The following is a 25,644-nucleotide window of genomic DNA, read 5'->3' as shown; positions in this document are numbered from 1 at the left end:
TCGGGCCCCGCGATGTGGCTGGAACCTCGTCCGTGGTCCCACGAGCGGTCTCGTGCGCGAGGTTGGGAGCGCTCCCACGAAGAGTCGCCGATCGGCGACACCGCCGTCAATACGTTGAAACAGAACTGTTACGCCGCGTCGGTCACCCGGCGGTGCGCCCCGGCCAGGCCCTGTTCGGGATGTTCTGGGAGCGCTCCCATAACGTGTCCAGAAAAGGCCGTACGGCCCGGCGAAGCGGGAAACGCCGGGCCGTACGGTCGGGGAGGACGGGCGCTCGCGGGAGGCGGGGCGCGCCGCTGGTGGTCATGGGGGCCGCCTCGCGGGCGGCCGGGGGCTCAGGCGGCGTAGTTGGGGTAGCCGTACCCGGCGACCGAGCCGGTCGTGCGGGTGCGGACCTCGACCTTGCCGTTGCCCGTGTTGCCCTCGACGGTCTTGATGGTGCCGTCGCCGTTGTCCTTGATGACGAACCCGACGTGCTCGATCGCGTCGACGCTCTTGGTGCCGTTCCAGGCGAAGAACGCGACCGCGCCGGGCCTCGGGGTCTCGCCGAAGCGGCCCTGCTGGGCGAACCACTTGGCGTGCGCGACGGTGTAGGCGTCCGAGCCCATGGTGTCCTGCATGCCGAGCTGGTCGCCGACCCAGGAGACGAACATGTCGCACCAGGGCGCGTTGGCGTAGGCGCTGATCGCGCCGCCGTCACGGGCGACGGTCTCACGGGCCCGCGGGCTCTCCATGTACCAGCGGTGGAACTTCGTGCCACCGCCGTAGGCGTTCTCGCTGATGCCGACCTGGCTCTCGGCCAGGGTCAGGAGCTGCTGCGCGGAGACGTGCCGCGCTCCGGAGGGCGCGCTGAGGCCCTCCGCCAGGCGGGCGGCCTCGGCGCCGGCGACCTTGGCGACTCCGGAGCCCCCGGGACCGGTGTCGGCGTTGGCGGCGAAGGCGGCGCCCGTCACGAGCTGGGCGGCCACCAGGCCGGCCAGCGCGAAAGACTTCAAGTGGTTCTTCGGGGCATCCTGAAGCCGATGTACGAACTTGTCGAAGTTGTCGGACATGGACAAAGGGAGACTCCTTCTTCCACGGCCGCCTACCGGGTTAGCTGACGGGTTCGGGCGTGGAAGTTCGCCCTACGGAGCGTCCGTGGGAATGGCGCCCCGATTCACCCCGGGGAGAGAAGTGGGTCCCCGGCTCCGCACAGGGCGGACTCGGCGGTGCACGCGCCGGCGGGAGAGGGATCTCCCAGAGGACCGGTCACGCTATGCAAGCTCCACGGCATGAAGAAGGCGTCCGATCCGGACGTTCCCCCGCCTGGAGTCCACCCACCGTAATACATCGGACAAACAGATGCAAACAGGACAAATCTCTGGTCTGGAGTGGGGATCGGGGACGCCAAGCGTCACGGGGCCGGTGATCGTGGGCCGTTCCCGACCCGCTCTTTACCTGCGACGATCCGCCCATCGTACGGATCCCGGCACCGGCCGCCGAGGGCACTGGGGCTGATGTGACCTGGGAGACACGGTGGCACGAAATGGATATCCGGGCGACATGGCGGCGGGAATGTCAAGGCGTCCCCGCAGGGGGTTGCCGGACGGCCCGGCGTCGCCTATGACGGAAGGGCGGGGACGCGTCCCGGCGGCCCCGCGTCTCACCCCCGAAGCCGGGAACGGAGGTGGTTCCCCCTTCTGAGGGACCCCGAGGGCGGATACGGCACCGGCCGGGCGGGTTCGGCCGCCGAGGGCGTTTCCTGTCATGCGAGGCTCCGGTGGCGTGTCGGGCACGATCCCGCGCCCGTTGCTCCAAACCTGGTCCAGCGGCCGTAAGACCGTGTTCATCGGTTGTTACCTCACGCGTCGCGTCACGCGGCTACCTTGCTTGCGTCGTGAAAGCGTCAATCCCCGGCGTGGAGAGGAACGGTCGAAGCCGCGTGCGGGAGCAGGGGTCGGCCGTCGCCTGGGTGGAGTCACCCCTCCAGTTGCTCTGCGCGGTCGAGGCGCGGCACGCCGGAGTCGCGGGACCGGAGATGCGCGTGGTCACCCGCGCCAAGCTCCCGGCCCTGCGCGTCACACGCGCCGAGCTCACCTCGCTCGACCTGCCGCCGGGGCTCACGATCGAGACCGCCGCCGGCCGTATGCCCCGCCCGGGGCGCCGCGCCGCCTGGGTGCTCGGCGACGCCTTCTCCGGCCGGGTGCAGCTCACCTCGCTCACCGCCCTGCCGTCGCGCCTCGTGCTGGTGGACGACGGCCTCGCCACGATCCGCGTCCTCGAACAGCTCACCTCCCGCGCCGGCACGTCCCTGCTGCGCGCCCGCGTCCAGGCCACCCCCTCGCGGCGCGTCCTCGGCCTGGCCGCCGCGCTGCGCCTGCGGGCCGCCGCACGCGCCGGGCGCCTCACCGTCTTCACCGCGCTGCCGGTCCCCGCCGACCTGGCCGCCGCCGTGCGCCGCCTCGGGGCCGAGCTGATCACCCACGACTTCGCCTGGCTGCGCTCCCAGCCCGCCGTCCGGCACCCCCGCCCCCGCGAGGAGACCGTCGTGCTCGGCACCTCGCTGGTGCGCAACGGGCTGATCCACCGCGACCGGTACCTGTCCTGGCTCTTCGCCCTGAAGGGACCGCTCGCCTACTATCCGCACCGCCGCGAGGACCCCGGCGACCTCGCCGCCGTCCGCGGCCACCCCGGCGTGACCGTGTACGACGGCGGCGTCCCCGTCGAGATGACCCTGCGGGACCTGCGTCCCGGGCAGCGCGTCCTCAGCCTCCCGTCCACGGCGGTGACCTCCTTGCGCGTCCTGCTGTCGGCACGCGGCGTCCCCGTCGAGACGGTGGACGTCCCCGACGACTGGTGGACGCCCTCCGCGTCGGTCTCGCTCCGATCACACCTCCAGATGTTCGCGCACGAAAGGGCTGCTCCTTGAGCCGGGTTCTCGCCGTGGCCGATTCCGATTCCTACCTGAAGTGGGCGGCGGGCCTGCTCGACCAGTTGCCGGAGGGGTGGTCCTCGACGCTCGCCGTCGTGCGCACCCCGATCGTGCCCTCGCCCGCCCAGATCGCGGCGGCCGTCAGCGGCACCCGCGCGGCCGGCGGCGAGCCTCCCGCGGTGGTCTCGGCGCGGGCCGTCCGGCGGCTCGCCGAACGGCTCAGGCCCGACGCCGTCCTCGTCGCCTGCACGGGCCCCGTCGTGGACGTCCTGGTCAGCGACGTGCTCGACGATCTCAGCCCGCGGCCGGTGTTCGTGTCCGGCCTGCCGGGCATCTCGATCCCCGCCACCGAGAAGGCGTGGATGTTCCGCGGCGGCTGCGACCTGTTCGTGGTCCACAGCGGGCGCGAGGTCGAGGAGTTCACCCGCATCGGCACGGAACTCGGCGCGTCCGGCGTCACGGCCCTGGCCCGCCTGCCCTACCTCGACGGGCTGCTGAAGACCGCCACCCCGGCCCACCCCGTCCCCCTGGACGCGGCGCCGTCCCTGGCCGCCTCGCTCGCCCTCGACCCGGTCACGCCGGCCGGGCGGCGGGTGGTGTTCGCGACGCAGGCCAAGGTGCCCAAGCGCCGCGAGGACCGCGAAAGCGTCCTGCTCGCCCTGGACGGGCTCGCCGCCGCGCGGCCCGACCTCGACGTGGTGGTCAAGCTGCGCGCCCTCACCACCGAGCGCCAGACCCACAACGAGCGCTACCACTACGAGAGCCTGTGGGCGTCCCTGGAGGCGGCCGGGGCGGTGCGGCCGGGGGCGGTGCGGTTCGCGGTGGGGCCGATGCACGAGCACCTGGCCGAGGCGGCGGGCTTCGTCACGGTCAGCTCCACGGCCGCGCTGGAGGCCATCGCGGGCGAGGTGCCGCTGCTGGTGCTGTCCGACTTCGGGGTCAGCGCCGAGATGATCAACCTGGTGTTCGAGGACAGCGGCTGCCTCGGCTCCCTGGAGGACCTGGCCCGGGGCGAGTTCCGGCGGCCCACGGCGGCCTGGTGCGACGCCAACTACTTCCACGACCGCGCCGCGAGCGACTGGATCACCCGCCTGGACGCCCTGGTGGAGCGGGCCCGCACCACCGGCCTGCCCCCGGTCAGGCCGCTCCTGGACGGCCCCGCCCACGCCGCCGCCCGCCGCCGCGCCCGGCTGCGCGTCGAGCTCCCCCCGAACGTCCTGCGCGCGGGCTACCGCGCCAGCCGCCGCATGCGCCGCTACCTCAAGGCCCTCCGCTAGTGCCGTGACCGGGCCTCGGCGGCCCAGTGGGGTGCGTTCCAGCGGTCGGCGATGGCGGCGGCCCTGGCGAAGTGGGCGGCGGCCTCGTCGTCGCGGCCGAGCAGCAGCGCCAGCTCGCCGAGCGTGTGGGCGGCCGGGCGCACGGCCAGCGACAGGCTGGTGGCGCCGGCCGGAGGACCGTCGCGATGGGGGAGCAGGGCCGCGTGGCACTCCTCGGCGGCGCCGGTGTCGTTCAGTGCGATGACGGCCATGGCGCGCAGGGTGCTCAGGAAGGTGAAGAAGAAGTCGGGCCGGATCGGGCTCGGTGACGTGCGGGCCCGGCGTGCCTCGTCGCCGCGGCCGGCGGCGTGGAGGGCGAGCGCGAGCAGGTCGGCGACCATCGGGCCGAGCGCCTCGTGGAGAGCGCGCACATCGTCCAGGTGGTCGCCGAGCGTGCCGTCGTTCAGCCAGATCGCCGCCCGCGCGAGGCCGATGAAGCCGGCGTGCACCGATCCGGCGCGTTCCAGGCGTTCGGTGGCCTCGACGTAGAGGCGCTCGGCGTCGGCGAACCGGCCCTCGATGAGCACCAGGCTCGCCAGCGCGATCTCAGCGGCGCCGATCGCCTCCGGCATCCGGTAGGCGCGGGCGAGGTCGAGCGCCTCCCCGGTCACGCGGCGCATCGCCGCCGGATCGTTGGCCGCGGCGGCGTTCGCGGCCTGGTTGAGCAGCCCGGTCACGCGGTAGACGGGCAGGTCGTGCTCGACGCCGATCTCCACCAGCTCGCGGGCGTACTCCTCCCGCCCGGGGTCGCCGGCGAGGACGAGGAGCGCCGCGGCCCGGAGGCGGGGATCGGTGGCGAGGTCGAGGGCTTCCCGCGCCGCCGCCATGACCGTCGGATCGTCCTCGCCCACCAGCTCGTTGGCGTACGCGATGAGGAGGCGGGACCGCACGTCGGGGGCGAGGCCGGTCCGCTTGAGCAGGCGGCTGAGGCGGCCGACGATGGGACGGTCGACCGTGCCGTACGTGCGGGCCCGCCAGGGAGTGGGCTCGGTCCAGGCGGTGAACGCGGCGATCATCAGGTCGTCGCGGCCGATCGACTCGGCGTACTCCACGGCCTGCTCGCGCGTGTCCCTGGCCGCGGCGACGGCCCCGGCCCTGATCTGCGCCCGGAGCAGCCTCCCGAGCAGCCCGACGCGCTCGTCCGGTTCGCTGGAGTTGGCGACCGCGTCGGTGAGGAGGGCGGCCGCCACGTCGTGGGCGTAGCGCGCCTCGGCCAGCTCGGCGGCCCGCACGCAATAGCCGACGGCCTTCGGCGATCCCGCTCGCGCATAGTGATGGGCGAGCGCCGCGACGTCGCCGGTGCCCTCCAGGGCGGCGGCGATCCGGGCGTGCATCCTTGCGGCACGCAACCGGCTGATGTCGGCGACCAGTGTGTCCCTGACCAGCGCGTGAACGAACCGGACGCGCCCCGGCGCCGGCTCGTCGAGCAACCCGGCGATGACGCCCGCGTCCAGCGCGTCCAGCACGCCGTCCCCGTCGGAGTCGGCGGCCCGCACGAGTACGTCCACCGAACTCTCCCTGCCGGCCACCGCCGCCAGCCGCAGGACGGACACACCGCTCTCGGGAAGCCTCGCCAGCCGGCGCCGCAGCACGTCCCGCACGCCCTCGGGGACCTCGGAGAGCGCGACCAGCGCACCCTCGCCGTTCAGCAGCCGCGCGCTCTCCCGCACGTAGAACGGGTTGCCGCCGGTGCGCTCCGCGATCCCCGCCACCGTCGCGTCGTCGGCCTCGCTTTCGGCCCGTACGAGCTCGGCCACCGCCGCGCCGTCGAGCCCGGGCAGCGCGATCCGGAGCGGCGCGGTGCGGGCGAGCGCGCCCAGCGTCTCGGTGAGGTGCTCGCTCTCGTCCGGGCGGTACGCCGCGACGACCAGGATCGGGGCCCGCACGCCGACGCCGCCGCCGAGCAGCCCCAGCGTGGTCGTGTCCGCCCCGTGCAGGTCGTCCAGCACGACGGCGACCGGTCGATCCGTGGCGGCCGCCGCGAGCCAGCCCCACACGGCCCGGCGTAGCCGGAACCGCCCCGCGGCGGCGTCGCCGTCCACCGGCATGGAGTCGGAGAGCAGCGGCGCCAGGTCTTCCGCGAACTCCCCCGGAGGAACGGTCGCGGCGACGGCCCGCAGCGCCTCGACCCACGCCCACGCGGGCGGCGCGCCGTCGACCTCTGGACAGCGCCCGGCGGCGACGAGCCAGCCGTCGCGCTCCAACCGCGCGCCGAGGTGCTCCAAGAGCGTCGACTTGCCCAGCCCCGCTTCCCCGGTGACAAGAGCGACGCGCGCCCCGTCGGCGGCGGCCTCCCCGGCGGCCGAGACCAGCGCGGCGAGCTCGCCCTCTCGCCCCACGAAAGAGGCGGCGCGAGGCGGGATCGCGTCGTGGGAGGCCGCGCGGAGCGGGGACGCGTCGGGCGAGGGCGTGGCGTGTGGAGGCCTGGTGGCCGGGGGTGGGGGGACGGCCGTGCGCAGGACGTCGATGCGCTGGGCGAGGATCGCCTCTTCCAGGGCGACCAGGTCGGGGCCGGGGTCGAGCCCGAGTTCGTCGGCGAAGGTGGCGCGGGCGCGGCGGAGCGTCGCCAGGGCGTCGGCACGGCGGGCGCTGCTCCACAGCGCCAGGGCGTGCAGGCGCCAGCCCTCCTCACGCAGGGGTTCGTCGCGGGTGAGGCGCTCGGCCTCGGGGACCACCAAGACCGGGTCGCCCGACCGCAGGCCCGCCGCGACGTGGAGCTCGCGGGCGACCAGGCGCAGCTCGTTCAGGCGGGCGGTCTCGGCGGCGGCCCACGGCTCGTCGGCGACCTCGGCGAACGCGGGTCCCTGCCATAGGCGCAGTGCCTCGGCCAGCCGGGCGCGGGCGGCCCGAGGCTCGGTGAGCGCGCGGGCCTCGTCGAGCAGGTCCTCGAAACGCCAGGCGTCCACCGACTCCGGCGGCAGCCGCAGCGCGTAGCCGGGGGAGGCGCTCACCAGGAGGCGGGCCGGGGTCCGGGGCGGGCGGCCGGGCTCCAGCAGCCGGCGCAGGTTGGAGACGTACGCCTGCAGGGAGGCCAGCGCACGGGATGGCGGCTCACCGCGCCAGAGGTCCTCGATCATCCGGTCGACCGACACGACCTGTCCGCGCGCCGCGACCAAGAGGGCCAGGACGCCGCGCTGCCGCGGCCCGCCCAGGGGGACGGACTCACCGTTGCTTTCGGCACCGAAAGAGCCCAGAACCCGGATCAAGACCATGACCTGGAACATCCTACGCGCGTGGGCGTTCCATATCGGCTCCAAGTGCCTTCCAAGCGCCGTAAGCAGCCTTAACACGTCGAAACCGATGAAGGGCAGGAACGAAATGAGCGTCGACACCCAGGACATGGAGATCGTCCACCGCGCCTTCCGTCGCGAGTCGCGGCTGCTGATGGAGCTCGTCACGGCGGTCGCCCCGGGTGACACCGCTCGCGCCAAGGTGATCGCCGACCACTTCCGCGACTACCGGCTGGGACTGAGGAACCACCACGAGGGCGAGGACGAGCTGCTGTGGCCGCCGCTGCTGTCCCGGGTCGATCTGCAGGCCGACATCGTGCTGCGCATGGAGGCCCAGCACGAGCGCGTCGCGGCCACGCTGACCAGGCTGGACGTAGCGGTCCCCGCGTGGGAGGCCGCCGCCGGGGCGGAAGAGCGCGACACGCTCGTGGCCGCCCTGGCCGACCACCGGGCCGTGCTTCTCGAACACCTCGACGACGAGGAGGCCACTCTCCTTCCGCTCGCGGCCCAGCACATCACCGAAAAGGAATGGGCCTCCCTGGGCGACCACCTGGTGGCCAACACGCCCAAGCTCACCCTGCTCACCCTCTTCGGCCTCGTCCTGGAGGACGCGAACCCGGCCGAGCGCGCCACGCTCCTGTCCGCCCTTCCCGCTCCGGTACGCGGCATCTGGCACATCATCGGCCGCCCCCGCTACGCCCGCCACATCAGGCGCGTCCGCGCCGCCTGACCAGACCCACAGGACTCACGAGCCCACCCGGCTCCACGAAGCTCACCAAGCGCACACAGACTTCGCAGGGAGAAGGACCATGTCGCTGAAGAAGATCAACACCGTCCTGGCCACCGCCTTCATCCTCTTCATCCTCTGGTTCGGGGTGGAGTTCATTCTGAGCCCGGAGACGACGGCGCCGGGCTTCGGCCTGCCGAGCCGGCCGCCCGGCGACGGCGGCGGCTTCCTGATCGTCAAGGGAATCCGCGACGTCGTCCTGGCCCTGGTCCTGGGCATCCTGCTGGTGACGGGCCACCGCCGGGCGCTGGGCTGGGTGCTGCTGGTGGAGGCCCTCGCCGCGTACGGAGACATGACCACCGTGCTGGCCCACCACGGCTCCGTGGCCACCGCGCTCGGCGTCCACGGCCTGACCGCGACGCTGATGGTGGCCAACGGCCTGCTGATGATGCGCGAAACCCGCGAGGTCGCGGCCGCTCCGGTGACACCCGCCCCGCGGCCCGCCTGACGCCACCTTGGCGCGTGCCGGCGTTTGATCCCGTCGATCACATCCCAGCGGCCCGGGCGAGCGCCGCGTCAGCGCGACAGGACGCGGCGCAGCCGGCCGAGGGCCGAGCGCTTCTGGGACGGGACCGCGGGGGCCAGCCCCACCGAGGCCAGGCGGCGGTTCTTGAAGTAGCGTGCCTGCGCGCCGTTGGCCGCGATGTAGCTCGCGGCGACCTCGCGCAGCTCCGGGTAGTGCTCGCTCTGCATGCAGAAGCCGACCGCCTGGACCAGCGCCGGCAGGTCCACCGGGGGCGGGTCGGAGAGGGAGCCGTCCTCGTCCAGCCGCGGCACGGTGGCGTCCACGATCGTGACGGGCACCCGGTTGCTGTTCTCGTACGGCGTCAGCCGCCGCAGCACCAGATCGCAGCCCATCGTCGCGACGGGAATCCCGAACAGGCGGCGGGCCGTCATCAGCGCCGTGGAGAAGCAGCCGACCACCAGCTCGGGGCGCGCCGCCAGGAAGCACAGCTCGGCCGGCACGGTCTCGCCCGCCACCGTCAGCTTCACGCCGAGCCCGTCGGCGGCCTCGCGCATCTCCTGGCCGTGGCGGCGGCCCGCCGCCGGGTGCGGCTTGAACAGCACGTCGGTGATCCCGCGCGCCGCGAGCCCCCGCAGCATCGCGGCGTGCAGCCCGGCCTCCTCCTCGGCCGTGACGATGTCCAGGGCCGACAGGTACTGGCCGAGGATCACCGCGCGGCCGGACAGGCCCTCGGGGAGGGGCATGCGCTCCAGCACGCCGAGGAACGCGGCGTCCGGCAGCGGGTCGGGCTCGACGCCGACCTCCCGCAGCAGCAGCGGGGTCAGCTCGGGGACCAGATCCAGGTGCAGCAGGCGGGAGATCCGGCCGGAGATCTCCTGCGGCAGCGGGTCGCGCGTCGGCCCGTAGCTCATCAGGCCGTCGGAGTAGACGGTCATCGGGCAGTCGCGGACCAGGGCCGCCACCGTGCGGGCGGGCGGCACGGCCACCGACTCCACGACCAGCTCGGCCGGGCCGTCCTCCAGCCGCAGCGCCGCGGTGATCAGGCGCGACAGCATCGGCACCTCGATGACGCGCGCCTTCCAGTCCGACGGGTGCAGCGGCGCGATGATCTCGTTCCACGAGCGGACCTCGTCGAACCGGGACCGCAGCGCCGCGAAGCCGGGCGCCTCGTCCAGCGACGGGGTGACCTCGGGGATCGCGGCGTTGTTGGACACCAGCAGGATCCGGCGGCCGTCGTGGCCGCCGAACCTCCCGGCGTCCATCGCGGCGGCGAGCGTCATCGCCCCGAAGAGCGTGGAGCTGTAGAAGACCTGGGTCACGACGGGGCGCTCCTTGGGGTCATCCGCGATGCGTGGGGGGTAGCAGCGGTCGCAGCAGCTCGGCGCGCTCGGGTTCCATGCCCGTCCCGTCCACCATCCCCGGCGGCAGCGTGGCGAGGACCTCCCGCGCGCGGGCCGTGAAGCGGGCCAGCAGGTCGGGGGAGAAGCGCTCGCTCAGCTCCAGGTGGTGCGCGAGCAGGGCGCAGAAGGTGCGCACGGCCTTGGGCAGCAGGTCGGGCTCGTTCTCGACCTGCTCGAAGACCAGCTCGAACGCCGTGAAGAAGTGCAGCTGGCGCTCGTCGCCGATCTGGGTCAGCGACGTGGACACGAGCCGCCGGTAGAACACCCCGGCCAGCGAGACCACCGCGAAGGACCTGGCCTCGCGGTGCAGCCGCCAGATCCAGGGCCGGTCCTCGGCGGTGTGCAGGTGGCCGGGGAAGGTGAGCAGGTCGCCGAGCTCGCGCCGGTAGACGCCCGCCCAGGCGTAGGGGTAGTCGACCATGGTCTTGGCCCCGGCCGGCAGGATGCGGTCGCGCGGCTTCAGCACCACGCCGCGCCGCGCCTCCGGCGCGCGGTGCACGACGCGCTTGCGCCCCTCCACCTGGACGTGGTCCACCCGGACGAAGTCGCAGCCGAGCCCCTCGATGGCCGCCACGAGCCGGGCCAGGTACCCCCGCCCCAGCCAGTCGTCGCCGTCGAGGAAGGTGACGTACCGGCCGGAGGCGAGGGACAGGCCGTGGTTGCGGGCGTCGGCCAGTCCCACGGCGGTGGCGTTGCGCAGGACTGTCAGCCCGGGCAGTTCGGCGCGGAAGTCGTCGATGATCCGGGGGGTCGCGTCCACCGAGCCGTCGTCGACGACGATGAACTCGAAGTCGGGCCGGGCGTTGAGCCGGAGCGAGGTGAGCGCGTCGGCGATGTACGGCTCCGCGTCCCGTACGGGAACCACGACGGACAGCGTGATCACGGGCGGTCCTCGGCGTGCGTCACTGCGGGGGTTCTCCTGGTCCTGCGGGAGGGGACTGTGGCGCGGGGGTCAGGCGGTGACGCGGCGGAGGCGCGACTTCGGGGCCTCCTCGCCGGGGAACACCCGCTTGACCCCGTCGCCGAGGGCCGACTCGATGATGCGGATGTCGCGGACCAGGTGCTCCAGGCCGCTCGGCTCCAGCGACGCGGCGTGGTCGGAGCCCCACATCGTGCGGTCCAGCGTGATGTGGCGCTCCACGGTCACCGCGCCGAGGGTGACGGCGGCCAGCGAGATCTGCAGGCCCCGCTCGTGCCCGGAGTAGCCGACCGGGACGCCGTACCTGTCCTGCAGCGTGAGGATCGTGCGCAGGTTGGCCTCCTCGGGAGGCAGCGGGTAGGTGGAGGTCGCGTGCATGATCACCAGCTTGGAGGTGCCGAGGACGTCCACGGCGGCGTCGATCTCCTCCAGCGTGGACATGCCGGTCGACAGGATGACGGGCTTGCCGGTGGCGGCGAGGCGGCGCAGCAGCTCGCGGTCGGTCACGCTGGCCGAGGCCACCTTGTGGCAGACGACGTCCAGCTCCTCCAGGAAGTCCACCGAGGGGACGTCCCAGGGCGAGGCGAACCAGTCCAGGCCGCGCTCGGCGCAGTACTTGGCGATCTGGGTGTACTCGTCGAGGCCGAACTCCACCCGGTGCTTGTACTCCAGGTAGGTCATCTCGCCCCACGGCGTCTGCCGGATCTGGTCGCGCTGGTGCGGGGGGACGGCGATCTCGGGGGTGCGCTTCTGGAACTTCACGGCCTGGCACCCGGCGTCGGCGGCCACGTCGATCAGACGGCGCGCGATGTCCAGGTCGCCGTTGTGGTTGATGCCGATCTCGCCGATGAAGTACACGGGCTGACCGGGACCGACCAGGGAGTCGCCGATGCGGACCGGCGCGCCCTTGGCCCGCAGCGTGGCGCGGGACGCCGCGGCGGCCGGCTGCTCGGGGACCGGCCGGGCCTGCAGCACCCGGTCGGCCAGCTCGCGGACGGCCCCGGCGCCGCCCGGCCGGGTCAGCACGGCCCGGGCCGCGGACCGCACGCGCGGGCCGGCCTCCGCCACGGTGACCGGCCAGCCCACCAGGTCCATGCAGCCGAGGTCGTTGAGGTCGTTGCCCAGGTAGGCGACGCGGGCCGGGTCCAGGCCCTCCACGCGCAGCCACTCGCTGAGCGCGGTGTGCTTGGAGGCCAGGCCCTGCAGCACGGGGACGCCGAGCTTGCGGGCGCGGGCCGTCACGACCGGGTTCCGCTCGGTGGACAGGATCAGCACCTTGACCCCGGCGCGCCGGAGCAGGGAGATCCCGTGGCCGTCGGCGCGGCTGACGGTGACGGTCTCGTGGCCGTCCTGGTCGATCTGGACCGAGTCGTCGGTGTGGACGCCGTCGAAGTCGGTGATCACGGCGTCGACGTCGATCGGCACGGGACGGTCGGCCAGCGGCGCGAGCGCCCGCACGATCTCCAGGTCCGCGGGGGTGTCCACCTCGACCGCGGTGAGGGGCGGCACGGGCTGGACGGCGACGGCGCCGAAGAAGCGGTGGCCGTGCTCGCGCAGCCCGGCGGCGCGGATGGCGTAGAAGGCGCCGGTCTCGCGGAAGTCGGGCTCGCGGTCCTGGCGGCGGGGACGGTGGGCGGGGTCGTGGTTGACGCCCCGGGCCGCGCCGTCGTGGAGCGCCCAGACGAACTCGTGGGTCCGCAGGCCGGAGAAGACCACGTCGGCGGCGCCGTCCAGCACCTTGGACACCGCGGCGTCGAGGTCGGCGGGGTCGATGAACGCGCTGGTGCACTGCACCAGGACGACCACCTCGGGGTCGGCGCCGAGCTGGTCGAGGGCGTGCAGCACGGCCGACTCGCTGGAGGCGGTCGCGCCGCTCAGCTCCTCGGGGCGGCGGACGACCCGGGCGCCCGCGGCCTCGGCGGCGGCGGCGATGCCCTCGTGGTCGGTGCTGACGACGACCTCGTCGATGAGCCCGGCCGCCGCGCAGGAGGCCACCGCGCGGGCGACCAGGGGCGTGCCGCCCACCTTGGCCAGGTTCTTGAGCGGGACGCCCGCAGAACCTCCGCGGGCGGGGACGACGGCCAGGACTCGCAAGATGACTCCTTGGTGTGCGACGCGGCGGCGCCCGCCGGAACGGGGGAGGGCGCCTGAGGATGTCGAGCACGCTAACCATCGGTACTGCCCGGAAGGGGGTGCCAGAGCTGAACGCCTGACGTCACTCCTGTTAACTCTTGGGGGCCGTATGAACTGCGGTCACGCGGGAGTCATCCCCTGGTCGGCGCGGGTTCACCCGCACCCGCCGGCGTTCACCCGGAGGCGCGCGCGTTCACCCGGCGGTCGGAAGCCGCAGCACGAACCTGGTGCCCTCGGGGACGTCCTCGGCGTGCAGCGTCCCGCCGTGGGCGATGGCGACGTCGCGGGCGATGGCCAGGCCCAGCCCGGTGCCGCCGCGGTCCCTGCTGCGGGAGTCGTCGAGCCGGGCGAACCGCTGGAAGACGCGCTCGCGGTCGGCCTCGGGGATGCGGTCGCCGTCGTTGGTGACGGTGAGGACGGCGGTGCCGTCGCGGGCGCGCACCTCGACCCTGACCAGCGCGTCGGCGTGCCGCTGGGCGTTGTCCAGCAGGTTGCCGATCACGCGGGACAGGTGCGTGCTGACGCCGAGCACGGTCACCTCCTCCCGCGCGTCGGTCTCCACCGGCACGCGCCCGCGCCGCCGCTCGGCCTCCTCCGCCGCCAGCCGGGCCAGGTCCACCCGCTCCTGCGCCGCCGGGCCTCCCGAGCCGAGCCTGGCCATGAACAGCAGGTCGGTGATGATGTTCTGCAGGCGGTCGGTGTCGCGCAGCGCGCCGTCCACGAGGACGGCCAGGTCGGTGTGCTCGGGGTGCAGCCGCGCCTCCTCCAGTTGGGCGCGCAGCCCGGCGATCGGCGTGCGCAGCTCGTGGGAGGCGTCGGCGGCGAACCTGCGCTGCTGCTCCACCGAGTTCTCCAGGCGCGCCAGCGTGGTGTTGACGGTCCTGGCGAGCCGGGCGATCTCGGTGTCGCCGCGCGGCTCGGCGACGCGCCGCGACAGGTCGCTCACGGTGATGTGCGCCAGCTCGGCCTTGATGTTGTCGATCGTGCGCAGCCCCCGGTCGGACGCCTTCCAGGCCACCCAGCCGACCAGCGCGGCGAGGGCCGCGGTCTGCAGGCCGATGGCGGCCTCCAGGGCGGGGGTGGAGACCAGCAGCGGCGCCCGCTTGGCCGCGTACACCAGCGGCGCCCCCGGGGTGGCTCCGGTGACCATCGCGGTGACCTCGTAGCAGCGGGCGGCGGCGCCGGGGCAGGCGGTGAACTGCGCGACGCGGCGGCGCCCGGCCGGGCGCGTGGTGCTGATCGGGTCCAGGTCCGCGCCGTCGCTGGCCGCGAGCACGTGGCCGCCCGGCCCGATCACCTGGATCAGGTCGGCGCCCTCGGGCACGGGGGAGATGGGGTTGCGCAGCGTCGAGGCGCGGACGGCCGAGGCGGCGCGGGAGGCGGCCTCCCTTGTCTCCCGCGCCAGCGACGTGGCCACGGCGTGCCTGATGACCGTGTCGGCCGCGACCGCCAGAGGGATCAGGAAGAGGCCGGCCACGCCCAGGGCGAGAAGGGTGACCCGCCCCCGGATCGATCGAGGCCAGACGGCGGCCCGGCGGAGGGACATTGGCAAAGGCTAACGGCGCGTATCTCCGCCGAGATCCGCGCGGCGGGAAAGAGGTGTCCAAGGCATGGCAAACTCCTCCGGCCGCGCTCCTGCCCGGCCGCGGGCGCGGCCTACCGTCCCGCGTGCCGGATCACGATTCCGGTCCCCGGCGGACCGAGGTCTCCCGCCGGGGCCCCATGGCCGCTACGGTGTGCGGCAGCGATCGATTACTGGGTGTGGTCACATGGCGCGGTTCCTCCGCCGGGCGTTCCTGCCGTCCCCGCTTGCCCTCGTGCTGCTCGCCGCCCCCGCGGCGGTCCCCTCCGGGCAGGCCGCCGCAGCGGGAGCCGGGGCGGGGGCGGCGCGGATCTTCTACGTGGACGCCCGCGAGGGCGACGACGAGGCCGCGGGCACCACGCCGGGCAAGGCGTGGCGGTCGCTGGAGCGGGCGGGCCGGGCCCGGCTGCGGCCCGGCGACGCGCTGCTGTTCCGGCGCGGCGGCCGGTGGAAGGGCACGCTGACGCTGTCGGGCGAGGGCACCGCCGCGCGGCCCATCACGGCCGGCTCCTACGGCGAGGGGCCGCGGCCGGTGATCAGCGGCGGCGAGGAGGCGTGCGTGGTGCTCGCCGGCGCGCGCTGGCGGGTGTCGGGCCTGCGGGCCACCGCGTGCGGCTGGGCCGGGTTCCGCGTCGAGGGACGCCACAACGCCCTGGGGGACGTCCTCGCCGACCACAACGTGGCGGGGGTGTGGGTGACCGAGAGCGGCGCGCACAACCTGATCCGCGACAGCCGCATCGCCGAGAACAACCGCATGAGCGTCAACGACGACGTGCCCGACAACGACTCCGGCGCGTTCGGGGTGCTGCTGAACGGCGACGACAACCGGGTGATCGGCAACGTGATCACCGGCAGCTACGCGCCGAGCCACGACTACGTCTACGACGGCGCCGCCGTGGAGATCTACGGCGGCGACCGCAACCTCGTCGCCCGCAACGTCGCCCGCGACAACGAGACCTTCACCGAGCTCGGCCACGAGCCCGGCGGCACCGCCCGGGACAACGTCTTCGCGACCAACGTGGTGACGTCCTCCCACGATCGTGGATCGTTCCTCATCACGCGCGGCCGGGGGCACGGCGTCGGGCCGGTCACCGGCACTCTGGCCGCGGGGAACTCGGTCTACCTGCCGGGACGGCACACGATCGGCGTCTCGTGCGCCGACGGCTGCTCGGCGAAGATCCTCAGGCTGCGCAACAACGTCGTCAAGGTCGGCGGGCTCGTGGGCTTCGAGGACGGCTCGGGCGCCGACGACGCGGGCGGCGTCTACGACGGCAGGCGCGGCCGGTTCACCCCCGGCGCCCGCTCGGTGCGCGCCGACCCGCGTTTCCGGGGCCACGACGACCTGCGGCTGCGGCCGGGATCGCCGGCCATCGGCAGGGGAGTGCCGATCGGGCCCTCCTGGTACGGCGGCGCGGCGCTGGCGTACGACGCGGCGGGGCGGCGCATCCCGCTGAAGAATCCAGACTCAGGCGCCTATCAATACTGATTTCGCATTATTTCGGACATTTTCGTGGAACATCCGCGAAACCTCGGTTCGGCATGCTGTGTGGCGTGGTGCAGTAGATGAAAGAAATACCAGGTCGGCCCGTACGCGGGGCGGCTCCCTCATGGCGGCACGGCGCGAACAGAGGTGGTCACGATGATGCTACGGGTACGAGTCTCGCTGCCCGACCGTCCGGGCGTGCTCGGGCAGGTGGCCCGGGCCTTCGGCGTACTCGGGGCGGACATCCTCCAGGTCACGGTCCTGGAGCGGGAGGGCGGCCGGGCGGTGGACGACTTCACGCTGTCCTGGCAGGGCGGGTCCGCCGCCGGCGAACTGCGCGAGCGCCTCGCGGTCGTGCCCGGCGTGCGCATCGAGGGCGTGTGGCCGACGCGCGAGTCGCCCGGCGTGAGCCCCGACTACGACCTGCTCGGCCACGTCGCCTCCGACACCGGCAGGGCCTTCGTCACGCTGGTGGACGCCGCCCCCGACCTGGTCGGCGCCGAGTGGGCGGTCGCGGTGGACTCCCGCACCGGCGCGGTGGTGCACGGAAGCTGGCAGGCGCCGGGCGTGGCCGCGATGCCCGAGCTCACGCCGCTGCGGCCCTCCGCCTTCAGCGAGGGACCGCTCCACCTGGTGAGCCTGCCCGTGCACGCCGCGGGCCTGCACCTGGTGGTGGCCCGCGCCCAGGGACCCGCCTTCCACCAGGTCGAGGTGGACAAGATCGTCCGCCTCGTGGAGATCGTCTCGCTGCTCGCGGCCACGGACGCCGACCGCACCGTGGCCTGAGCCGCGCCCGGCGCTCAGCGGCGGGGCGGGTCGATCCTGTTGCCCTCCACGGTGAACAGCATCAGCCTGCTGAGGTCCACGGCCACCCTGCCGTGCTCTCCGGCCCGCCAGGCCGGGCGGGCGCCGAGCCGCACGACCAGGTCGGCCCTGCGGTGGTGGCCGCTGCCCACGGCGATCTCCTGATCGGGGCGCTCGTCGCCGGTGGCCATCAGGCGACGCATCATCGAGCGGATCTTGCCACCGCCCGCGGTGCCGTTGCCGTCGCCGTTGGCGTGCACGTTCTGGCGGTGCGGCGGCTCCGGCGCGGGCACCGCGGGGATGCCGACCTCCAGGTAGGCCAGCCACTCGTGGCCGTGGTACTCCAGCGTCCTGACCCGCCCGCTGAAGAAGGGGCCGTCCACACCCTCACCGATCGGCGTCAGGCCGTCCGGGCGGATCCCGACGATGATCTGGCTGCCGGTGTGCTGCGAGACCGCGTAGGCGCGCGGGTCGGTCCACGGCATCGTGATCTGGTGGAGGCCGAAGTCCAGCATGATGTACTGGTTCTGCGGGGTCCGCACGGTGGCCGAGAGCAGGTTGAGCTGCTGCGAGCTGAGGAACGAGGCCACGAAGGCCGTCGCCGGGTCGTTGTAGATCTGGCCGGGGGTGCCGACGTCCTGCAGCACGCCGCGGTTCATGATCGCGATGCGGTCGGCCAGCGTCAGCGCCTCGACCTGGTCGTGCGTCACGTAGATCGTCGTCACGCCGAGGGCGCGCACGAGCGAGGAGATCTCCATGCGCAGCTCGGTGCGCATGCCGGCGTCGAGGTTCGACAGCGGCTCGTCCATCAGGAACAGCGACGGCTGGCGCACGATGGCCCTGCCCATGGCCACCCGCTGCCGCTGGCCGCCGGAGAGCGTTCCAGGGCGGCGGTCGAGCGTCTCGTCGATGTGCAGCGCGCGGGAGAGCTCGACCACCCGCTCCCTGACGAGCGCGGGGTCGGCCTTGGCGATCTCCAGCGGGAACGAGAGGTTGCGGCGTACGGTCCTGTGCGGGTACAGCGCGCCGTTCTGGAAGACCATCGCGACGTCGCGGTCCCGTGGGATCAGGTCGTTGGCGTGCCGTCCGTCGAGATAGAGGTCGCCGGAGGTGATCTCCTCAAGGCCGGCGATCATGCGCAACAGCGTCGACTTGCCACAGCCGGATGGCCCGAGTAGGACGAGAAGCTCCCCCTCTTCCGCACGCAGGCTCATTCGATCGACCGCGAGATGCCCCCCCGGGTACACCTTAGTCACGCTGTCGAGAACGACGGTACTCATCGTCACTCGTTCCTCCCGGGCGTCACGCCCGGATCCCAGCCGTCATTGTGATTGATGAGGTAGTACATCGCGTCGTGGGGCGCTGTGTCCATACATGGGGTGAGAAAACGCTCATCCGCCGGTTACTTGACCGTCGCCGCGTCGTCGAGGTCAGGACAGGCGCAAACGTCCCGGACGACCGTCGTCATGACCGCGTGCGCGAAACGGGTCGCGGGCCGCTCGCTCGGAGCATCTAATGGCGCGCCCGGCCGGTACCTGACAGAGTTTGCAGAAAGTTTCCGAAAGGTCTTTCAGAGTCGTTCACACGACTGTTACGTTCCGCCTACCCCGGTGATGCCGTCCCCTCGGGGGAAGCAGGGCGGTGTGCGCCGATCCACTGAGCGATGAAGCTGAGCGAGGAGAGTGCACGAACATGCGGCGAGGCATCTCGGCCGCGGCGGTCGCCGCGGCGCTCGCGCTGGCGGTCTCCGCCTGCGGCGGCGAGGAATCCCCCCGGCGGACGGCCGCACCGGCCTCCGACCCCGCCGCCGTCTCCGGCCAGGTGACGTGGTGGGACACCTCCGACGCCACCAACGAGGCGCCGGTCTTCCAGGAAGTGATCAAGGACTTCACGGCGAAGTACCCGAAGATCAAGGTCGATTACGTCAACGTCCCCTTCGCCGACGCGCAGAACAAGTTCAAGACCGCCGCGCAGAGCGGCTCCGGCGCCCCCGACGTGCTGCGCGCCGAGGTCGGCTGGGTGGCCGAGTTCGCCTCCCTCGGCTACCTGGCGCCCCTGGACGGCACCCCGGCGCTCGACAAGCCCGAGGAGTTCCTCCCGAGCCCGGCCGGCAGCGGGAAGTACGCCGGCAAGACGTACGCCGTCCCGCAGGTCACCGACACCCTCGGCCTCCTCTACAACAAGGAGCTGCTGAAGAAGGCCGGGCACGACGCCCCGCCGAAGACGTTCGCCGAGCTCAAACAGACCGCCCTGGACGTGAAGTCCAAGGCCGGCGCCGACGGTCTCGCGCTCAACGTCGACGCCTACTTCCTGCTGCCGTTCATCTACGGCGAGGGCGGCGACCTGCTGGACGTCGCCGGCAAGAAGATCACCGTCGCCGCGCCCCCGTCGGTGGCGGGGGTCAAGGTCGTCGAGGACCTGATCGCCTCCGGCGCGGCGGCCAAGCCCGCCATCCAGGACAGCTACACCAACGCCGAGACCGCCTTCAAGGAAGGCAAGGTCGCGATGATCTTCAACGGCCCGTGGTCGAACACCGACAACCTCGGCGGCGCCGTCTTCAAGGACGACCCGGACGACTTCGGGGTCGCGCCCGTCCCCGCCGGGTCGGCGAAGGCCGGGTCCCCGACCGGCGGCCACGACTACGCCGTCTACGCGGGCTCCGGCGACCTGGACGCCTCCTACCTGTTCGTCCGGTACATGGCCTCCGCCGAGACCCAGGCGAAGATCGCCGGGAAGCTCGGCCTGCTGCCCACTCGCCGCCCCGCCTACACCATGCCCGAGGCGCAGGCCAACCCGATGATCGCCAAGTGGCGGGAGCCGATGGCCGCCGCGGTCGAGCGTCCCTGGATCCCCGAGGGCGGCCAGCTCTTCCAGCCGCTGCTGGAGGGCTACCAGAAGCTCGCCGCCGGGCAGCGGCCCGCCGGACCGATGCTGGGCGACGTCGCCAAGGCGTACCAGGGGCTGCTCAAGGGCTGGAGCCTCTGACCCATGACGACCCAGGTCGTTGACACGGCGGCCCCGGGCCCCCGCGCCCGTGGCCGCCGCCCCCGCGCCGGAGCCCGGCACTGGTACGCGTGGGCCATGTGCGCGCCCGTCGTGATCGTCACGCTGGTCCTCGTCGGCTACCCCCTGGCGCGCGGGGTCTACCTGTCCCTCACCGACGCGACCGAGGCCACCATGGGCCGGACGATCGGGATGAACACCATCCCCTCGACCTACGAGTTCGTCGGCCTGTCCAACTACGCCGGCATCGTCACCTCCGCCGAGTTCCTGACCCGGCTCGGCTGGACCGTCACCTGGACGGTGGTGTGCGTCGCCCTGCACTACGGCCTCGGCCTGGGCCTGGCGATGCTCCTGAACCGGCCGCTGCGGCTGCGCTCGCTCTACCGCGTGCTGCTCGTGCTGCCGTGGGCCGTCCCGGCGTTCGTGTCGGCGTTCATCTGGCGGTACCTGCTCAACGGCGAGTTCGGCGTCGTCAACGCCATGCTGCGCGCCGCCGGGCTCGGCGGGATCGACTGGCTGGACGACCCGCTCTGGGCCAAGGTGTCGGTGATCGCGGTCAACGTGTGGCTCGGCGTGCCGTTCATGATGCTCGCCCTGCTGGGCGGCCTGCAGGCCATCCCGCGCGAGCTGTACGAGGCGGCCGAGGTCGACGGCGCGACCCCGTGGCGGCGCTTCCGGCACATCACCCTGCCCGGACTGCGGCCGGTCGCCGGCACGGTGGTGCTGCTCGGCACGATCTGGACCTTCAACCAGTTCCCCGTCATCTACCTGGTCACCCGGGGCGGCCCGGGAGGCTCCAGCGAGATCCTGGTCACCTACGCCTACCGGCAGGCGTTCGAGGGCATCCGCGACTATTCGGGCTCGGCGGCGTGGGGCGTGCTGATCCTCGCGCTGCTCGTCGTCATGGCCGTCGTCTACCGGCGGGCCCTGCGCACCCGAGGGGAGGCGTGGTGAGCGCGGTGGGTCGCCGGGGCGCGCGGAGGCTCGGCGCGTCTCTGGCCCTGCACGCCACGCTGGTCGTGGCGAGCGTCGTGGCGGTCTTCCCCGTCGCCTGGCTCGTGCTGACCTCCCTCAAGCCGCGCGACGCCTGGCAGTCCAGCCGGGTGGAACTGTTCCGCGACCCCACCCTGGCCAACTACGCCCAGGTGCTCGGCGACACCGCCTTCCCGCGCTGGCTGGTCAACTCGCTGTTCGTCGCGGCGCTGACCACCGTGCTCGGCGTGCTGCTCGCGGCCACCACCGGGTACGCCGTCAGCCGCTTCCGCTTCCCCGGCTTCCGCTCGATCATGTGGATGCTGCTGGTCACGCAGATGTTCCCCGTGGCCACCCTGATCGTGCCGATCTACAACCTGCTGGCCGCGCTCGGGCTGATCAACCAGTTCCCCGGGCTGGTCATCGCCTACCTCACCACCACCGTCCCCTTCTGCGCGTGGATGATGAAGGGCTACTTCGACACCGTCCCCGTCGAGATCGACGAGGCGGGGCGGGTGGACGGGCTCACGCCGTTCGGCACGTTCTGGCGGCTGATCCTGCCGCTGTCCAAGCCCGGCCTCGCCGTCGCCGCGTTCTACTCCTTCATCACCGCGTGGGCGGAGGTGGCGTACGCGACCGCGTTCATGACCGGCGACGACAAGTACACTCTCGCCGTCGGGCTCGGGCAGTTCGTCGGCCAGCACAAGGCCGAGTGGGGTCTGCTCACCGCGTCCTCGGTGCTGATCGCCGTGCCCGCCGCCGTGGTGTTCCTCCTCGTGCAACGCCACCTCGTCACCGGCCTCACCGCCGGCGCCACCAAGGCGTGATACGCCGGTGGTGACCGTCCCAGCCGTACCCGCCGATCGGGGGATCCCATGACCGACGCCGCGACCGACGCCCTGACCGGAGCGGTCCGCGAGGCCCGCGCGGCCACCCGCTGGTGGCGCGACGCGGTGATCTACCAGGTCTACGTCCGCAGCTTCGCCGACGGCGACGGCGACGGGATCGGCGACCTGCTCGGGGTGCGCGGCCGGCTCGGCTACCTGGCCGGGCTCGGCGTGGACGCCGTCTGGCTCACGCCGTTCTACACCTCGCCGATGGCCGACTTCGGGTACGACGTCGCCGACTACCGCGACGTCGACCCGGTCTTCGGCACGCTCGCCGACGCCCGCGCCCTCATCGAGGACGCCCACCGGCACGGCCTGCGGATCATCCTCGACGTCGTGCCCAACCACACCTCCGACCGGCACGCCTGGTTCCAGGAGGCGCTCCGGGCCGGCCCCGGCGCCCCCGCGCGGGACCGTTACGTCTTCCGTCCCGGCCGCGGCCGGGACGGGGAGCTGCCGCCCAACGACTGGGAGTCGGTCTTCGGCGGACCCGCCTGGACGCGGCTGCCCGACGGCGAGTGGTACCTGCACCTGTTCGCCGCCGAACAGCCCGACCTCAACTGGGACCACCCCGAGGTCCACGCCGAGTTCGAGGCGATCATGCGCTTCTGGCTGGACCTCGGCGTGGACGGCTTCCGCGTCGACGTCGCCCACGGCATGGTCAAGGCCCCTGGGCTGCCCGACATCGGCGTGACCGGGCAGACCGAGATGCTCGGCACCGCCGTGCTGCCCTACTTCGACCAGGACGGCGTCCACGAGATCCACCGCCGCTGGCGCCGCCTCCTCGACTCCTACGACGGGGAGCGCATCGGCGTCGCCGAGGCGTGGGCGCCCACCCAGGAGCGCCTCGCCCTCTACGTCCGGCCCGACGAGCTGCACCAGGCGTTCAACTTCCACTACCTGAAGACCCCGTGGGACGCGGCGGCGCTGCGCGCCGTCATCGACGAGTCGCTGGCCGGCGCCGCCCTCGTCGGCGCGCCGAGCACGTGGGTGCTGTCCAACCACGACGTCAAGCGGCACGTCACCCGCTACGGGGACGGCGACCTCGGCCTGCGCAGGGCACGCGCGGCGGCGCTGCTGATGCTCGCCCTGCCCGGCTCCGCCTACCTCTACCAGGGCGAGGAGCTCGGCCTCCCCGAGGTGCTCGACCTGCCCGAGGAGGTCTGCCAGGACCCGCAGCGGCTGCGCGCCCCCGGCGACGGCCGCGACGGCTGCCGCGTCCCCATGCCCTGGGCCCACGCCGAGCCGCCGTTCGGGTTCAGCCCGCCCGGCATCACCGTCACCTGGCTGCCCGTCCCCGCCACCTGGGGCCCCCTCACCGTCGAGTCCCAGCTCGCCGACCCCGGCTCCACCCTGTCGCTGTACCGGGCCGCCCTGCGGCTGCGGCGCGAGCACCCCGCCCTCGGGGACGGCCATCTCACCTGGCACGCCTCGCCCCCTGGCACCCTGGTCTTCTCCCGGGGCGACGGCTTCCTGTGCACCGTCAACACCGGCCCCGCCCCCGTCGCGCTGCCCCGCCCCGGCCGGCTTCTGCTCGCCACCGCGCCCATGGAGGAAGGCGGCGTCGTCCGGCTGCCGCCCGACTCCTGCGCGTGGTGGGCGCCCGGCGATGCGTAAAGTAACGTTCATGAACGGTAATGCCCGGCTCGCCGACATCGCGGCCCAGGCGGGCGTCAGCGAGGCCACCGTCAGCCGGGTGTTGAACGGCAGGTCCGGGGTGTCGGCGAACACCCGCCGGCTCGTCCTCACCGCGCTGGACCTGATGGGGTACGAACGCCCGCAGCGCCTGCGCCAGCGCAGCAACGGCCTCGTCGGCCTGGTCACCCCCGAGCTGGACAACCCCATCTTCCCCGCGTTCGCCCAGGCCATCGAGCGGTCGCTCACCCAGCACGGCTACACCCCCGTGCTGTGCACCCAGAGCCCCGGCGGCGCCCCCGAGGACGAGTTCACCGAGCTGCTGCTCGAACGCGACGTCAGTGGCATCGTCTTCGTCTCCGGCCTGCACGCCGACACCACCTCCCGGATGGACCGTTACACCCGGCTCACCGACCGCGGGCTGCCCATCGTCCTCATCGACGGCTACAGCGAGCACATCGAGGCGCCGTTCATCTCGCCCGACGACCGGCTCGCGGCCCGCCTCGCCGTCCGCCACCTGGTCGACCTCGGCCACGAGCGCATCGGCCTCGCCGTAGGTCAGCGGCGTTTCGTGCCCGTCATCCGGAAGATCGAGGGCTTCGCCAGGGTCATGGCCGACCTGCTCGGCGTCGCCGACTGCGAGCCGTTCGTCCGGCACTCCCTGTTCTCCGTCGAAGGCGGGCAGGCCGCCGCGTCCGCCCTGATCGACGACGGCTGCACCGCCATCGTGTGCGCCAGCGACCTCATGGCCCTCGGCGCGATCCGCGCGGCCCGCGACCGCGGCCTGTCCGTACCCGGCGACGTCTCGGTCGTCGGCTTCGACGACAGCCCCCTGATCCCCTTCACCGACCCACCGTTGACCACCATCCGCAAGCCCATCGGCCCCATGGCCGTCGCCGCCGTCCAAACATTGCTAGAGGGCATAGCCGGCGCCCCACCCAAAAACCTGGAACTCATCTTCCAACCCGAACTGATAGTCCGCCGCTCCACCGCCCCCGCCCCCCGCTGAACTCCCACGGCGGTAGGGAAGCCGGCGCCGCCCCCGGAAACGGTCCTCGCCTCTGGCTGTGTTTCCCCGGGGGCTACCGCCCCCCCTTCGCCCCCCGAACGAGGGCCCGCCCTCGTGCTCCCGAGGCCGGGGTCAGCGCGAGACGATGAGCCGCGAGGGCGAACCGGTCGTACGTGCCATGGTCAAGGTGACTGCCGCCGATCTCGGGCCGGCTTCTCGCCACAGCCCGGTACACGAGGGCGCCGCCGGGTTCGCTGCGGAACTCACCCTCCATGCCGGCATCACCGTCTGCCGATGTACTCCCGCAGTGGGGCGGGCTTCAGCCCGGCCGCGTTCGCCGCGTCCAGGACCCTTCGCAGGTCCTCCGCCACGGTCCCGTTGAAGTGCAGCAGGATGATGTCGCCGGCCTTCAGGCGGGGAACCGGAACGGGGTCCGTTCCCCAGGTGGTGAAGTCGTACGTCCACATGACCAGGGCTTCCGCGCCGCAGGCGCGAGCGGCGGTCCGGGTGGTCTCCGAGTACGCCCCGTACGGGGGACGCAGCAGGCGCGGGCTGTCGCCGAACTTGGCGAGATGCTGGTCGCGTGCCCCGCAGATCTCCGCCCGCTGCCCGGCGGCGTCGAGCGTGGACAGGTCGGGGTGGTTGACGCTGTGATTCTCGACTCGGACAGGTCCATGGTTGAGCAGGGTGCGGAAGTAGACGTCATCGTAGGAGTACGCACCCGGCAGCAGAAACAGCGAGGCGGGCACCCGGCGGTCGAGGAGCAGCTTCGCGGCGGCCGGATCGTGGTTCCAGCCGTCGTCGATGGTGACGAACACGACCGGGTCGGTGGTCTCAATGTGGGAGACGACCGGAACGGGCTCGGGCCAGGCGGCCGACGACTGAGAGACCGACGCGTGCGCGGGGCCGGTCAGCGCGCCGATGAGCGCTACCGGGATGAGGGCGGCCAGTGCGGCGCGTAAGGCGCAGCACAGCTTTGATCTTGGCATGGTGCCATATTGGCCTCGACCAACTGGCCTGTCCATATATAAGTCGGGTCCGTCCAGTGATCGGTTCATCTCGATTCGCGTGGGTCCAGCGGGTGCCCGGGGTCAGGCGGTTTTCAAC

19 protein-coding genes and 1 riboswitch are annotated in these 25,644 nt (G+C 73.0%); of the genes, 11 read left to right on the top strand and 8 right to left on the bottom strand.

The window, feature by feature from the left end; translation table 11 throughout:
* Positions 1 to 335: 335 nt before the first annotated feature.
* Complete coding sequence (locus BJ982_RS29200) at positions 336 to 1,052, bottom strand: CHAP domain-containing protein (protein ID WP_184885317.1); 717 nt, start codon at positions 1,050 to 1,052, stop codon at positions 336 to 338.
* 14 nt (positions 1,053 to 1,066) lie between these two features.
* Positions 1,067 to 1,218, bottom strand: a riboswitch (cyclic di-AMP (ydaO/yuaA leader).
* 703 nt (positions 1,219 to 1,921) lie between these two features.
* On the opposite strand from BJ982_RS29200, the gene BJ982_RS29195 reads away from it, so the two are divergent.
* Together BJ982_RS29195 and BJ982_RS29190 are read left to right on the top strand one after the other, a co-directional pair.
* On the top strand, positions 1,922 to 2,908 hold the full coding sequence (locus BJ982_RS29195; protein ID WP_239122984.1) for a hypothetical protein: 987 nt from the start codon (positions 1,922 to 1,924) through the stop codon (positions 2,906 to 2,908).
* Positions 2,909 to 2,922: 14 nt separating this feature from the next.
* Entirely contained in the window at positions 2,923 to 4,188 is a 1,266-nt protein-coding gene (locus BJ982_RS29190) for a DUF6716 putative glycosyltransferase (protein ID WP_239122985.1), read from the top strand.
* Here the strand turns inward: BJ982_RS29190 and BJ982_RS29185 are convergent.
* A complete protein-coding gene (locus BJ982_RS29185; protein ID WP_184885311.1) occupies positions 4,185 to 7,439 on the bottom strand; it encodes an ATP-binding protein in 3,255 nt (1,084 codons plus the stop codon). The two genes, BJ982_RS29190 and BJ982_RS29185, sit on opposite strands and share 4 nt — an antisense overlap.
* 106 nt (positions 7,440 to 7,545) lie before the next feature.
* On the opposite strand from BJ982_RS29185, the gene BJ982_RS29180 reads away from it, so the two are divergent.
* Together BJ982_RS29180 and BJ982_RS29175 are read left to right on the top strand one after the other, a co-directional pair.
* On the top strand, positions 7,546 to 8,187 hold the full coding sequence (locus BJ982_RS29180; protein WP_184885309.1) for a hemerythrin domain-containing protein: 642 nt from the start codon (positions 7,546 to 7,548) through the stop codon (positions 8,185 to 8,187).
* Between the two features lie 79 nt (positions 8,188 to 8,266).
* The gene (locus tag BJ982_RS29175) at positions 8,267 to 8,692 is read left to right on the top strand and encodes a DUF4267 domain-containing protein (RefSeq protein ID WP_184885307.1); all 426 of its coding nucleotides are present in this window, start codon (positions 8,267 to 8,269) and stop codon (positions 8,690 to 8,692) included.
* A 68-nt stretch (positions 8,693 to 8,760) separates the two neighbouring features.
* Here the strand turns inward: BJ982_RS29175 and BJ982_RS29170 are convergent, their stop codons facing one another.
* The 4 genes from BJ982_RS29170 to BJ982_RS29155 form a co-directional block, all read right to left on the bottom strand.
* Positions 8,761 to 10,029 (bottom strand): polysialyltransferase family glycosyltransferase, encoded by a 1,269-nt coding sequence (locus BJ982_RS29170; RefSeq protein ID WP_184885305.1) that lies wholly within the window; start codon positions 10,027 to 10,029, stop codon positions 8,761 to 8,763.
* Positions 10,030 to 10,048: 19 nt separating this feature from the next.
* Complete coding sequence (locus BJ982_RS29165) at positions 10,049 to 10,993, bottom strand: glycosyltransferase family 2 protein (RefSeq protein ID WP_184885303.1); 945 nt, start codon at positions 10,991 to 10,993, stop codon at positions 10,049 to 10,051.
* A gap of 69 nt (positions 10,994 to 11,062) precedes the next feature.
* Positions 11,063 to 13,123, bottom strand: coding sequence for an N-acetylneuraminate synthase family protein (locus BJ982_RS29160; RefSeq protein ID WP_184885301.1), 2,061 nt, complete (start codon positions 13,121 to 13,123; stop codon positions 11,063 to 11,065).
* A gap of 232 nt (positions 13,124 to 13,355) precedes the next feature.
* The gene (locus BJ982_RS29155) at positions 13,356 to 14,708 is read right to left on the bottom strand and encodes a sensor histidine kinase (protein ID WP_184885299.1); all 1,353 of its coding nucleotides are present in this window, start codon (positions 14,706 to 14,708) and stop codon (positions 13,356 to 13,358) included.
* A 223-nt stretch (positions 14,709 to 14,931) separates the two neighbouring features.
* On the opposite strand from BJ982_RS29155, the gene BJ982_RS29150 reads away from it, so the two are divergent.
* Both BJ982_RS29150 and BJ982_RS29145 read left to right on the top strand, forming a co-directional pair.
* Positions 14,932 to 16,230, top strand: coding sequence for a right-handed parallel beta-helix repeat-containing protein (locus tag BJ982_RS29150; RefSeq protein ID WP_184885297.1), 1,299 nt, complete (start codon positions 14,932 to 14,934; stop codon positions 16,228 to 16,230).
* A gap of 153 nt (positions 16,231 to 16,383) precedes the next feature.
* Positions 16,384 to 17,013 carry an ACT domain-containing protein gene (locus tag BJ982_RS29145; protein ID WP_184885296.1) on the top strand — a complete coding sequence of 210 codons (630 nt, stop codon included), beginning with the start codon at positions 16,384 to 16,386 and terminating at the stop codon, positions 17,011 to 17,013.
* A gap of 14 nt (positions 17,014 to 17,027) precedes the next feature.
* Here the strand turns inward: BJ982_RS29145 and BJ982_RS29140 are convergent, their stop codons facing one another.
* Positions 17,028 to 18,311 carry an ABC transporter ATP-binding protein gene (locus BJ982_RS29140; RefSeq protein WP_184885295.1) on the bottom strand — a complete coding sequence of 428 codons (1,284 nt, stop codon included), beginning with the start codon at positions 18,309 to 18,311 and terminating at the stop codon, positions 17,028 to 17,030.
* Positions 18,312 to 18,723: 412 nt separating this feature from the next.
* On the opposite strand from BJ982_RS29140, the gene BJ982_RS29135 reads away from it, so the two are divergent.
* From BJ982_RS29135 to BJ982_RS29115, 5 genes are read left to right on the top strand one after another with little or no spacing between them, the layout of a single operon-like run.
* Positions 18,724 to 20,016, top strand: coding sequence for an extracellular solute-binding protein (locus tag BJ982_RS29135; RefSeq protein WP_184885294.1), 1,293 nt, complete (start codon positions 18,724 to 18,726; stop codon positions 20,014 to 20,016).
* A 3-nt stretch (positions 20,017 to 20,019) separates the two neighbouring features.
* Entirely contained in the window at positions 20,020 to 20,988 is a 969-nt protein-coding gene (locus BJ982_RS29130; protein ID WP_184885293.1) for a carbohydrate ABC transporter permease, read from the top strand.
* On the top strand, positions 20,985 to 21,833 hold the full coding sequence (locus BJ982_RS29125) for a sugar ABC transporter permease (RefSeq protein ID WP_239122986.1): 849 nt from the start codon (positions 20,985 to 20,987) through the stop codon (positions 21,831 to 21,833). Before BJ982_RS29130 ends, BJ982_RS29125 begins: the two co-directional genes overlap by 4 nt.
* A gap of 48 nt (positions 21,834 to 21,881) precedes the next feature.
* Entirely contained in the window at positions 21,882 to 23,510 is a 1,629-nt protein-coding gene (locus BJ982_RS29120; RefSeq protein WP_184885291.1) for a glycoside hydrolase family 13 protein, read from the top strand.
* Positions 23,511 to 23,520: 10 nt separating this feature from the next.
* The gene (locus BJ982_RS29115) at positions 23,521 to 24,537 is read left to right on the top strand and encodes a LacI family DNA-binding transcriptional regulator (protein ID WP_203959073.1); all 1,017 of its coding nucleotides are present in this window, start codon (positions 23,521 to 23,523) and stop codon (positions 24,535 to 24,537) included.
* A 281-nt stretch (positions 24,538 to 24,818) separates the two neighbouring features.
* On the opposite strand, the gene BJ982_RS29110 is transcribed toward BJ982_RS29115, so the two are convergent.
* Positions 24,819 to 25,526: a polysaccharide deacetylase family protein gene (locus BJ982_RS29110; RefSeq protein WP_184885288.1), complete on the bottom strand. Its 708-nt coding sequence runs from the start codon at positions 25,524 to 25,526 to the stop codon at positions 24,819 to 24,821.
* Positions 25,527 to 25,644 lie beyond the last annotated feature (118 nt).

The organism is Sphaerisporangium siamense (assembly GCF_014205275.1).
GTDB classification, from domain to species: Bacteria; Actinomycetota; Actinomycetes; order Streptosporangiales; family Streptosporangiaceae; genus Sphaerisporangium; species Sphaerisporangium siamense.
This window is presented reverse-complemented; position numbering and strand designations above follow the sequence as displayed.